The organism is Streptomyces sp. RPT161, assembly GCF_027533845.1.
In the GTDB taxonomy this organism is placed as follows: Bacteria; Actinomycetota; Actinomycetes; order Streptomycetales; family Streptomycetaceae; genus Streptantibioticus_A; species Streptantibioticus_A silvisoli_A.
The window spans coordinates 253,107-264,393 of sequence record NZ_JAPZVN010000007.1; the positions used below are offsets into that span (position 1 = coordinate 253,107).

General features: G+C 70.9%; 9 protein-coding genes. 7 read left to right on the forward strand and 2 right to left on the reverse strand.

Going from position 1 to position 11,287, the window contains the following annotated elements:
• Window positions 1-188: 188 nt before the first annotated feature.
• Complete coding sequence (locus O5O46_RS17420) at window positions 189-1,802, reverse strand: acyl-CoA synthetase (protein WP_269856355.1); 1,614 nt, start codon at window positions 1,800-1,802, stop codon at window positions 189-191.
• A 161-nt stretch (window positions 1,803-1,963) separates the two neighbouring features.
• Between O5O46_RS17420 and O5O46_RS17425 the strand changes: the two genes are divergently transcribed.
• The 5 genes from O5O46_RS17425 to O5O46_RS17445 all read left to right on the forward strand — a co-directional run bounded on the left by O5O46_RS17425 (window position 1,964) and on the right by O5O46_RS17445 (window position 6,258).
• Entirely contained in the window at window positions 1,964-2,767 is an 804-nt protein-coding gene (locus O5O46_RS17425; protein ID WP_269856356.1) for a crotonase/enoyl-CoA hydratase family protein, read from the forward strand.
• Window positions 2,768-2,795: 28 nt separating this feature from the next.
• Complete coding sequence (locus O5O46_RS17430; RefSeq protein ID WP_269856357.1) at window positions 2,796-3,758, forward strand: Zn-ribbon domain-containing OB-fold protein; 963 nt, start codon at window positions 2,796-2,798, stop codon at window positions 3,756-3,758.
• Window positions 3,755-4,762, forward strand: coding sequence for a thiolase domain-containing protein (locus tag O5O46_RS17435; protein WP_269856358.1), 1,008 nt, complete (start codon window positions 3,755-3,757; stop codon window positions 4,760-4,762). The genes O5O46_RS17430 and O5O46_RS17435 overlap by 4 nt, the downstream gene beginning before the upstream one ends.
• Window positions 4,759-5,925 (forward strand): thiolase domain-containing protein, encoded by a 1,167-nt coding sequence (locus tag O5O46_RS17440; RefSeq protein WP_269856359.1) that lies wholly within the window; start codon window positions 4,759-4,761, stop codon window positions 5,923-5,925. The genes O5O46_RS17435 and O5O46_RS17440 overlap by 4 nt, the downstream gene beginning before the upstream one ends.
• A 93-nt stretch (window positions 5,926-6,018) precedes the next feature.
• The gene (locus tag O5O46_RS17445; RefSeq protein WP_269856360.1) at window positions 6,019-6,258 is read left to right on the forward strand and encodes a DUF397 domain-containing protein; all 240 of its coding nucleotides are present in this window, start codon (window positions 6,019-6,021) and stop codon (window positions 6,256-6,258) included.
• Here the strand turns inward: O5O46_RS17445 and O5O46_RS17450 are convergent.
• On the reverse strand, window positions 6,251-8,518 hold the full coding sequence (locus tag O5O46_RS17450) for a HelD family protein (protein WP_269856361.1): 2,268 nt from the start codon (window positions 8,516-8,518) through the stop codon (window positions 6,251-6,253). The two genes, O5O46_RS17445 and O5O46_RS17450, sit on opposite strands and share 8 nt — an antisense overlap.
• 243 nt (window positions 8,519-8,761) lie before the next feature.
• Here O5O46_RS17450 and O5O46_RS17455 point away from each other — a divergent pair, with 243 nt between their 5' ends.
• Both O5O46_RS17455 and O5O46_RS17460 read left to right on the forward strand, forming a co-directional pair.
• Window positions 8,762-10,717, forward strand: a complete 1,956-nt coding sequence (locus O5O46_RS17455) for a phosphocholine-specific phospholipase C (RefSeq protein WP_269856362.1) — start codon at window positions 8,762-8,764, stop codon at window positions 10,715-10,717.
• 49 nt (window positions 10,718-10,766) lie between these two features.
• On the forward strand, window positions 10,767-11,267 hold the full coding sequence (locus tag O5O46_RS17460; RefSeq protein WP_269856363.1) for a hypothetical protein: 501 nt from the start codon (window positions 10,767-10,769) through the stop codon (window positions 11,265-11,267).
• Window positions 11,268-11,287: the final 20 nt, after the last annotated feature.

Here is an 11,287-nt window from a genome sequence, read left to right on the forward strand (position 1 = left end):
AATACACGTCAGCGTCCAGGACCCCCACCCCTTCGCCCCCGCCCCCTCACGTTGTCTGTCCTCTTGCGGTCCGGTGGTCGTTTGGGTCGCGGGGGTGCGATCGCTTGTGGCTCGCCGCTCCTTGGGGGGACGTGTTCCCCAACCGGCAGTGTGCAGCGGCGAGATGGGTGCCTTCGGCTGGGCGGGTGTCAGGTGGGGTTGGCGGCGGCCGTCGCGATGGTTGCCGCCCAGCGGTAGTCCGCCTTGCCGCTGGGGGAGCGGTGGATCTGGGGGGTTATGACGAGTGTGCGCGGGACCTTGTAGCCCGCCAGGCGGGTCCTGCAGTGGTCCTGTAGTTCGGTGAGGGTCAATGTCGCGGTGGCGTCGCGTAGTTGGACTACGGCTGCCACATGGCTGCCCCAGCGGGGGTCGGGGACGCCGGCCACGAGGACGTCGTAGACGCCCGGGTGGGACTTGACCGCCTCCTCGACCTCCTCCGGAAACACCTTCTCCCCGCCGGTGTTGATGCACTGCGACCCGCGGCCCAGTACCGTCACGACACCGTCGTCGTCCACCGTGGCCAGGTCGCCGAGCAGTACCCAGCGTTCCCCGGTCGTGTCGCGGAAGAAGGTCCGTGCGGTCTTCTCGGGGTCGTTGTAGTAGCCGAGCGGCACGTGACCGCGTTGTGCCAGGCGCCCGGTAGCGCCCGGGGCGACGGGCAGGTGAGTGACCGGATCCACCACCCTGGTACGGGAGTTGACGTGTAACCGGAAGCCCCGGCGCGGGCCCGCGTCGTCCGTCGCGGTGCCGTTGAAGCCGGATTCGGAGGATCCGAAGTTGTTGAGGACCAGCACGTTCGGGACGAGCGCCTGGAACTGCGTCCGCACGGTGTCGGACAGGATCGCCCCGGAACTGGACAGGGTGATCAGCGACGAGCAGTCGGTGCCCTTCAACGGTCCGGCGAGCGCGTCGGTCAGCGGGCGCAGCATCGCGTCGCCGACCAGTGAGACGCTGGTCACCCTTTCCCGTTCGATGGTCCGCAGGACCTCCTCCGGAGCGAACTTGCGGTGGATCACTACCTTCTGGCCGAAGAAGAAGCCGATGAACGCGGTGAGCGTCGACGTGCCGTGCATCAGCGGCGCGGTGGGGAAGAAGACCAGCCCCTCGCCGCCGACCGCCACCCGTTCGGCCAACTCCTCGGGCCGTCGCACCGGCTCGCCGGTCGGCGCGCCGCCGCCGAGGCCGGAGAAGAAGAGGTCCTCCGCCCGCCACATCACGCCCTTGGGCATGCCGGTGGTGCCACCGGTGTAGATGATGATCTGGTCGTCCCCGGAGCGCGGCCCGAAGTCCCGCTCGGGTGATCCGGACGCCTCCGCCTCCCGGTACGAGAGTGCGGATGCCGTTCCGGAGCCGACCCGGACCAGATGCCGCAGCGTCGGGCATGTCGCGGCCGCCGCGGCCACCCGGTCGTCGAAGTCCGCGTCGTGGGCCAGCGCCACCAGGTCCGCGTCCTGGTACAGGTACGCCAACTCGTCAGCGACATAGCGGTAGTTGACGTTGACCGGGACGGCGCGGATCTTCATGCAGGCCAGTGCGGTCTGCAGGTACTCGACGCCGTTGTACAGGTGCAGGCCGACGTGCTGGCCGGGGGCGACACCGGACGCCGCGAGGTGGTGGGCGACGCGGTTGGCCGCGGCGTCCAGTTCGGCGTACGTCAGCCGCCGCTCCGCGCCGCTGCCGGGGTGGTCGACATACACCAGCGCCTCGCGGTCCGGTACGGCGTCGACGACGGATTCGAAGAGGTCGGCGAGGTTGTACTCCACGGCTCCTCCTGACCGGCACCACTGGCTTGGCGGCCCCATTAGAGCGCCGACCGCGGGAGGTGTGAAGACCCACCGGCCGAGAAATCTGACAACTCGTCAGGAACCTGTTGAACGTCCTACTGCAACCTGTTCTACTGAGTGCCACGACTGGAGGAGATGCCATGGGCGGCACCGAACACCTCACCGTGGAGCGCGCCGGCGCGACACTCGTACTCACTCTGAACCGGCCGGAAGCGAAGAACGCCCTCTCGCTGCCGATGCTCGTCGGACTGTGGGACGGCTGGGTGGAGGCCGACGAGGACGACGCGATCCGGTCGGTGGTGCTCACCGGCGCGGGCGGAACGTTCTGCTCCGGCATGGACCTCAAGGCGCTGTCCGCCGACGGGCGGATGGACGGCCAGCAGTACCGCGACCGCCTCACCGCCGACCCCGACCTGCACTGGAAGGCGATGCTGCGCCACCACCGCCCCCGCAAACCCGTCATCGCCGCCGTCGAGGGGCACTGCGTGGCGGGCGGCACCGAACTGCTCCAGGGCACCGACATCCGGGTGGCCGCGGAGGGCGCGGTCTTCGGGCTGTTCGAGGTGCGCCGCGCGCTGTTCCCCATCGGTGGCTCAACCGTCCGGCTGGCCCGGCAGATCCCCCGTACCCACGCGCTGGAGATGCTGCTCACCGGCCGTCCGTACTCCGCGCGGGAAGCCGAGCGTATCGGCCTGATCGGTCAGGTGGTCCCGGACGGCACGGCGCGCGAGAAGGCGCTGGAGATCGCCGAGTTGATCAACGCCAACGGCCCACTGGCCGTCGAGGCGGTCAAGGCCTCGGTTTACGAGACGGCCGAGCTGACCGAGACGGAGGGACTCGCCAGCGAACTGGATCGCGGCTGGCCGATCTTCGCCACCTCGGACGCCAAGGAAGGCGCCCGTGCCTTCGCCGAGAAGCGCCCCGCCCACTACCGGCGCGCCTGACGGTGGCGCGACCCAAGGAGAGACGCCCATGACCCCAGCCCCCGCACCGCGGGCGCTCCAGGCGCCCTTGGTCGTGGAGTTCCCGTTCACCCGCTCCCTCGGGCCTGTGCAGAGCGCCTTCCTCACCGGACTGCGCGAGCGCACCGTGCTCGGCGTGCGCTGCCACGACGGAAGGGTACTGGTGCCGCCGGTCGAGTACGACCCGGTCACCGCCGAGGAACTGCGCGAGCTGGTCGAGGTCGCCCCCACCGGCACCGTCACCAGCTGGGCATGGAACCCCGAACCGCGCCAGCAGCAGCCGCTGGACCGCCCGTTCGCCTGGGTACTGGTCAGGCTGGACGGCGCCGACACCGCCATGCTGCACGCCATGGACGCCCCCGACGCCGAGGGCGTGCACACCGGTATGCGGGTTCGGATCCGCTGGGCCGCCGACCGTACCGGCGCCATCACGGACATCGCCTGCTTCGAACCCGACGAGGGCGGCGCGGCCCGGCGTGAACCCCGCGCCTTCGACGGCCGGTTCGCCGATCCGGTCAGCGGCATCGTCGCCCCCGCGCGGCTCGACTACACGTACTCGCCCGGACAGGCCCAGTCCCGCTATCTCGCCGCGCTGGCCGAGCGGCGCACCATCGGCGAGCGCTGCCCGGCCTGCCGCAAGGTCTACGTACCGCCGCGCGGCGCGTGCCCGACCTGCGGGGTGGCCACCGCCGAGCAGGTCGAGGTGGGGCCGCGCGGCACGGTCACCACATACTGCGTGGTCAACATCAAGGCGAAGAACCTGGACATCGAAGTCCCCTACGTCTACGCGCACATCGCCCTCGACGGCGCCGACCTCGCGCTGCACGGCCGGATCGGCGGCATCCCGTACGACCAGGTGCGGATGGGACTGCGGGTGGAGGCGGTGTGGACCGAGGGCGGCCGGTACCCCGACCACTACCGCCCGACCGGTGAGCCCGACGCCGACTACGACAGCTACAAGGAGCTGCTGTGACCCGAGACGTGGCGATCGTCGCCTTCGGGCAGAGCGAACACCGGCGCGACAGCTCGGAGTTCTCCGAGGTGGAGATGCTGATGCCGGTACTGCACGCGGTGCTCGGCCAGGTGGGACTGACAACCGACCAGATCGACTTCACCTGTTCGGGGTCGAGTGACTATCTCGCCGGGCGCGCCTTCTCGTTCACCATGGCGCTGGACGGGGTCGGTGCCTGGCCTCCGATCGCCGAGTCGCACGTCGAGATGGACGGCGCGTGGGCGCTGTACGAGGCATGGGTGAAGATCCTCACCGGCGAGGCGGAGACCGCGCTGGTCTACGCCTACGGCAAGTCGTCACCCGGCGAACTGCGCGACGTACTGACCCGGCAGTTGGACCCCTACTACGTCGCACCGCTGTGGCCCGACTCGGTCTCGCTCGCCGCGCTCCAGGCGCAGTCGCTGATCGACGCGGGCCTGACCGACGAACGCCGACTGGCTGCGATCGCCGCACGTTACGGCGCCCGCACCGGCGCCGACGACTACGTCGTACGGCCCTTGCGGCGCCGGGACTGCCCGCCGATCCACGACGGGGCGGCGGCCGTGGTGCTGGCCGCCGGGGACACCGCCCGTCGGCTGTGCCCCAGGCCCGCCTGGATCCGCGGCATGGACCACCGCATCGAGGCGCACTCCCTCGGGGTGCGCGACCTCTCCGACTCGCCGTCCACCCGGCAGGCCGCGGAGCGGGCAGGGGCCTTCGACGCCCCCGTGGACACCGCGGAGCTGCATGCCCCGTTCAGCTCCCAGGAGGTCGTACTGCGCCGGGCGTTGCGGCTGGGCGACTCCGTCGCCGTCAACCCCTCGGGCGGCGCGCTGGTCGCCAACCCGGTGATGGCCGCCGGACTGATCCGGCTCGGCGAGGCCGCCGCGCGCATCCACCGCGGCCAGTCCCAGCGGGCGTTGGCGCACGCCACCTCCGGCCCGTGCCTACAGCAGAATCTGGTGGCCGTACTGGAGGCCTCATGAGCAGGGAACCGGTGGCCGTCGTCGGGATCGGCCAGACCAAGCACGTCGCCGCGCGGCACGACGTGTCGATCGCCGGGCTGGTTCGAGAGGCCGCCCAAGCGGCCCTGGCCGACGCCGAGTTGGGCTGGGCGGACGTCGACGCCGTCGTCATCGGCAAGGCGCCGGACTTCTTCGAGGGCGTGATGATGCCCGAGCTGTACCTGGCCGACGCCCTGGGCGCGGTGGGCAAGCCCATGCTCCGGGTGCACACCGCGGGCTCGGTCGGCGGCTCCACGGCACTGGTGGCCGCCAACCTCATCGCCGCCCGGGTCCACCGCACGGTACTCACCCTCGCCTTCGAAAAACAGTCGGAATCCAACGCCATGTGGGGGCTGTCGCTGCCGATCCCCTTCCAGCAACCGCTGCTCGCGGGCGCGGGCGGCTTCTTCGCACCGCACGTCAGGGCGTACATACGGCGCAGCGGCGCGCCGGACACCGTGGGCTCGCTGGTCGCCTACAAGGACCGCCGCAACGCGCTGCGGAACCCGTACGCGCACGTTCGCGATCCGGAGATCACGCTGGAGAAGGTCCGGTCCTCGCCCATGCTGTGGGACCCCATCCGCTATCTGGAGACCTGCCCGTCCTCCGACGGCGCCTGCGCGCTGGTGCTGAGCGACACCGCCGGTGCCCGGCGCGCACCACGACCGCCCGCGTGGGTGCGCGGTGGCGCGATGCGCAGCGAGCCGACCATGTTCGCGGGCAAGGACTACGTGTCCCCGCGAGCCGGCCAGGACTGCGCCGCGGACGTCTACCGGCAGGCCGGGATCGCCGAACCCCGCCGGGAGATCGACGTGGTGGAGATGTACGTGCCGTTCTCCTGGTACGAGCCGATGTGGCTGGAGAACCTGGGTTTCGCGGCCGAGGGGGAGGGCTGGAAGCTCACCGAGTCAGGGGTGACCGAGCTCGACGGCGATCTTCCTGTCAACCCATCGGGTGGTGTGCTGTCCACCAATCCCATCGGTGCCTCCGGCATGATCCGCTTCGCCGAGGCCGCGTTGCAGGTACGCGGGCAGGCGGGCGAACGCCAGGTGGACGGTGCCCGGTTGGCGCTCGGCCACGCCTACGGCGGCGGTTCGCAGTTCTTCTCGATGTGGCTGGTGGGGTCCGAGCGGCCCGATGCGTGACCGGAGGGCGTCCGGCCTCGGTGAACGGGCTGTCGGGCACCGCCCGCCCTCGCTAGGCTGGGCCGCGGAAGACAAAGCCGGAAGGGAGCGGACGTGGCTGACAGCAAGACCGGACAGCCCTTGGCCAACGGGAAGAAACCGCAGCTCGACTTGACGGATGCGGTGTGGCAGGCCAGCAACCAGGGGAAGGGCGATGTCCAGATCGCCTTCGTGGAGGGCTACATCGCCATGCGCGACGGTCGCAACCCCGACGGCCCTTCGCTGATCTTCACCCCGGCGGAGTGGAACGCCTTTGTGCTCGGCGCCCGGGACGGCGAGTTCGACCTCACCTGACGGGCCCGGACAACACCTCCGGCAGCTCGCCCTCATGGACGACGGTGAGCTGCCGGGTGACCCGGGTGACGGCAACGTACAGATCGTGTCCGCCCTTGGGGGACTGCGCGAGGATCCCTGCCGGATCGGCCAGTACCACCCGGTCGAACTCCAGCCCCTTGGCCTGACGAGTGGTCAGCAGCACCACGTCGGAGTCCAGCGCCGCACGGTGCGTTCCGGTCGCGGCCCGGGGCAAAGCCGCGGTGAGCGAAGGGAGTCGGCGGTCCGCGGCGATCACCGCGAGTCGGCCACCGCCATCCGCCTCCAACGCGGCGAGTTCGGCCGCCACGGCGTCGGCCACCGCGGCCGCCAGAGCCCCGTCCGGCGCCGCGACCGCCCGCGGGCCGGTGCCCTCGCCACGCACCGACTCCGGCGCCCGCTGCCCAGGCGCGACCGCCGCCAGGATGTCGGCGGCTACCGCCATCACCTCTGACGGAGTGCGGTAGTTGACGGTCAACTCCACCTGCCGCCAACGGCCCTTGGCGTACGGGTCGAGCATCTCGCCCCAGGACCGGGCCCCGGCGGCGGAGCCCGTCTGCGCCACATCGCCGACCACCGTCATCGAACGGGACGGTATCCGCCGCATCACCATCCGCCAGGCCATCGGCGACAACTCCTGTGCCTCGTCCACGATGACGTGCCCGTACGCCCAACTCCGGTCCGCCTGGGCGCGCTCCGCCGTGGTGCGGTAAGGGGCGGGATCCCGGTGGAAGGCGGCGAGCACGGCCGGGTCGAGCTGGTCTTCCAGGCCGGTGATCCGGAGCACACCCAGCGCGTACTCCTCCTCGTCGGCACGCCGTGCCTCGGCGGTCCTCGCCCGGGCGCGTTCGGCGGAGTCATCGGCGCCGAGCAACTCGGCCGCCTCGTCCAGCAACGGTACGTCCTCGACGGTCCAGGGCGCGTCCAACGGCCGGAACAGCGTGGCGCGTTCGGCCTCCGTCAGGCCGGTGGTCGCCGCACGCAGCTGGTCGGCGTCGCCGAGCAGCTCACGAATGAGGCCGGTCGGGGCCAGCTCGGGCCACAGGGCGTCGATGGCCGCCCGTACGGATGGTTGCCGCCACAGTTCGGCCGGGCCGTGCCGCAACTCCTCGTCGTCCAGCGGGCGTTCGAGCCGCGCGGCCTGGTCGCGGACCAGCGCGTCGAGCAGATCGGTGACGAACCGTTTGCGCGCCATGTTGTGCGGCATCCCCAGCGCCCGCGCGCGGTCGCGGGCCCGCAGGCACTGGCCCCTGGTCAGCCGTAGTTCGACACCCTCCACTGGCACCCGGATGTCACCGCCCGGGTCCCGCTGGAGGTTGCGCACCGCAGCCTCGATCACCTCGACCATCCGCGGCGAACCCTTGACGACGGCTGTCTCGGCGCTGTCCGCCTCGGTGGCGTGCACGCCGGGGAACAACCCGCCCAGCGCCGTGGTCGCGACCTCGGTCTCGCCCAGCGACGGCAGCACCTGGCCGATGTACCGCAGGAAGGTGTCGTTCGGTCCGATCACCAGCACCCCGCGCCGCTCCAGCGTCTTCCGGTGGGCATAGAGCAGGTATGCCGCGCGGTGCAGCGCGGCCACCGTCTTCCCGGTGCCGGGGCCGCCCTGGACCACCAGGATGCCGGGCAGCCCGGAGCGGATCACCCGGTCCTGCTCGGCCTGGATGGTGGCCACCACGTCCGACATCCGTCCGGTACGGCCGCGGCGCAACGACGCCAGTAGCGCCGCCTCGCCCACCAGTGCGCGAGCGTCCTCCCCGATCAGGTCGAGGTCGAAGACCTCGTCGTCAAGGCCGGTGATCTCCCGTCCCCTGGTGTGCAGATGGCGGCGGCGCACCAGGGCGTGCGGATCACCCGGCGAGGCGGCGTAGAAGGGGTGCGCGGCCGGTGCCCGCCAGTCGACCAGCAGGGGTTGGTAGGTCGCGTCGCGCAGTCCGGCCCGGCCGATGTAGAGGGTGGTTCCGTCCTCAGTGTCGACGCGGCCGAAGCACAGACCGCTGTCCACACCGTTGAGCCGCGCGATGGTACGGGCCAACTCGGCGGCGGAGATGTCGCGTTCGGTCCGGGCCTGCCGGGTGCCGCCGGCCGAGCCGCGGCTCTCCAGTCGGCGCAGGGTGTCCTCGGCCCGCGCGCGGTCGGCGTCGAGTCGGGCGTACAGCGCGGCCACGTATGCCCGTTCGGCGCGCAGGGCGGCGGCTTGGGGCGCCTCGGCGGGGGAGGCGCCATGTTGACGGTTCGCCATGGTTGGGCTACACTTTCAGTGTAGGGATATTTGTTGGCTAATTGCCTGCGCAATTAAGGCCGTTGAGTGTATCGATCTCCGGCCTCGCCTGTCACCAGGGCGGCGGTTACTTTGCCGCGGCTTGGGGTGCGGGACATCTGTTGTGCAGGAAGTGTCCACGGCGCCATGTGCTCACGTTGGCGCGCCCGTCGTGCCACGCGCCTTGAATCTGCGCGTCCCGATCCCGCCGACCCAGGAGACGCGTTGACACCGCTGTCACGTCGTGGATTCCTCGGTGCGGCGGCAGGAACGTCTGCCGCCGTCGCCCTCGGTGCACTGCCGACCGCCGTCCAACAGGCCATGGCCGCCTCGCCAGCCGGCGGCACCCTGGACGACGTCGCGCATGTCGTGGTGCTGATGCAGGAGAACCGTTCCTTCGATCACTACTTCGGTACCCTCAAGGGCGTTCGGGGCTTCGGCGACCGGTCACTGCTGCGCTTCCCCAACGGCTCCGACGTACTGCACCAGACGACCAGCGGACCGTCCGGCGGCAGCGTGCTGCCGCCCTGGCATCTGGACACCTCGACCACCGACGCACAGCGTGTGGTCGACCTCGACCACAGCTGGTCCGGCACCCACTCCGCCTGGAACAACGGCACGTACAACAACTGGATCCCGGCCAAGAGCGCCTACACCATGGGCTACTACACCAGAGCCGACATCCCGTTCCAGGTCGCGCTGGCCGAGGCGTTCACCGTCTGCGACCAGTACTTCTGCTCCGTCCAGGGGCCGACCAACCCCAACCGCCTCTACCAGTGGACCGGTTGGATCGACCCCAACGGCACCGCGGGCGGCCCCGTCACCGACAACTCCGAGGCGGGCTACAGCTGGACCACCTACGCCGAGCGGCTGGAGGCGGCCGGGATCAGCTGGCGGGTCTACCAGCAGCAGGACAACTACGACGACAACCCCTTGGCCTGGTTCACCCAGTTCCAGAACGCCTCCACCGACTCCCCGCTCTACGTCAACGGCATGCAGCGGCGCGGCGCCGACGCCTTCGCACAGGACGTGGCCAACGGGACGCTGCCCGCCGTCAGTTGGGTGGTCGCACCTACCGACCAGAGTGAGCACCCCGCCTATCCACCCGCCTACGGCGCCGACTTCACCTCCTCGTTCGTACTCCAGGCGCTCGCCGCCCACCCCGAGGTGTGGGCGAAGACCGTGGTCTTCCTCAACTTCGACGAGAACGACGGGTTCTTCGACCATGTCGCCCCTCCGGTCGCCCCGGCCGGTACCGCCGACGAGTTCATCAACGGCGCGCCCATCGGGCTCGGGCCGCGGGTGCCGATGATCGTGATCTCGCCGTGGAGCCAGGGCGGCTACGTCAACTCCGAGGTGGCCGACCACACTTCCGTGCTGCGCTTCCTGGAGAACTGGACCGGGGTGAAGGAGCCCAACATCTCCACCTGGCGGCGCACCGTCTGCGGTGACCTGATGAGCGCCTTCGACTTCACCACCGCGAACACCGGTTTCCCCACCCTGCCCGACACCAAGGCGCTGGTCGCCCAGTGCGACCAGGAGCAGTCGCTGCCCGCTGCCAAGCCGCCGACCAGCGCGCCCCAACCGGTGCAGGAGCCGGGAACCCGCCCGGCCCGCCCGGTCGGCTACGGCTTCGACACCACCTCCTGGACCGACCCCGGCACCGGCCGCCTGTGGATCAAGGTGGCCAACACCGGCACGCTGGGCGCGGGATTCTCGATCTACACGGTCAACCACCGCGGCTACGGCTCCTGGCGGTACACCGCGCCCGTAGGCGGCGGCTTCCAGGACTACTTCAGCGCGCTGACCTACGGCGGCGGCCCCTACGACATCGACGCGCACGGCCCGGACGGCTATCTGCGCGGCTTCAAGGGCGATGTACGGACCTGGTCCTCCACCACCAAGGGCCACCCGGAGGCCGCGGTGTCCATCTCCCCGTCGGCCCCGCAGCAGCTCACGCTCACCCTCACCAACGCCGGTCACACCGCCGTCACCTTCACCATCGGCGGCAACGCGGCGGGCGACGGCGGGTCCGGCGGCACCGCCACGGTCCAGCCGGGCGCATCGCGGACGGTCAGCCTGGGCGTCGCCCCGGACGGCGGCTACGACTACACGGTCAGCGCCGACACCGGCGACGGGTTCGAGCGGCGGTTCGCCGGGCGTACGTATCCCTCGGTGTAGGGCTCGGCCCCGGGCTCGCGGGTGGACCATGGGCACGTACCATGTGCCCATGTCCTTCCTCCGCCGACGCAGCGCCGCCACGCCCACCGGCCCTGACTTCGACGTCCTGGCCATGGACCCGGGCGACTGGCCGGGCAACCTCGGTGCGGGGCTGCTGCCCGGACCGGACGGCAGCTGCCAGGGCATCTTCCTGCGCTACGACCTGTTCGGCGGTCGCGGCCCGGCCATGCTGATCGGCAACCTGCCGGAGGGCTCGCCCGCCCGCGAGCTGGCCGAGGGACAGGTGCCGTTCGAGGTGGCGCAGCTGCTCGCGGCACTCGGCAACGAGGAGCCGGTGCACGAGGTGGAGCGCGAGGACATCCCCGTGATGCACGGCGACAGCCTGCTGATCGTCCGCCGCATCAAGGTCAGCGAGAGCCGGATCGCCTGCGCGCAGTTCGACCGCAGCGACGGCGTGCAGGTCACCATCGCCACCTGGGACCGGCCGATCACCGACGACCTCTACCAGCTGCTCAAGCCGCTGCCCGCGGAGATGTTCCAGCAGGGCTGAACGCGAAGCGGGCGCCCCCC

Bases quoted from the DNA above. Each gene is read 5' to 3' on its own strand.
- O5O46_RS17430 (WP_269856357.1), top strand. From the start codon at position 2,796: ATGACCCCAGCCCCCGCACCGCGGGCGCTCCAGGCGCCCTTGGTCGTG.
- O5O46_RS17440 (WP_269856359.1), top strand. From the start codon at position 4,759: ATGAGCAGGGAACCGGTGGCCGTCGTCGGGATCGGCCAGACCAAGCAC.
- O5O46_RS17460 (WP_269856363.1), top strand. From the start codon at position 10,767: ATGTCCTTCCTCCGCCGACGCAGCGCCGCCACGCCCACCGGCCCTGAC.
- O5O46_RS17425 (WP_269856356.1), top strand. From the start codon at position 1,964: ATGGGCGGCACCGAACACCTCACCGTGGAGCGCGCCGGCGCGACACTC.
- O5O46_RS17450 (WP_269856361.1), bottom strand. From the start codon at position 8,518: ATGGCGAACCGTCAACATGGCGCCTCCCCCGCCGAGGCGCCCCAAGCC.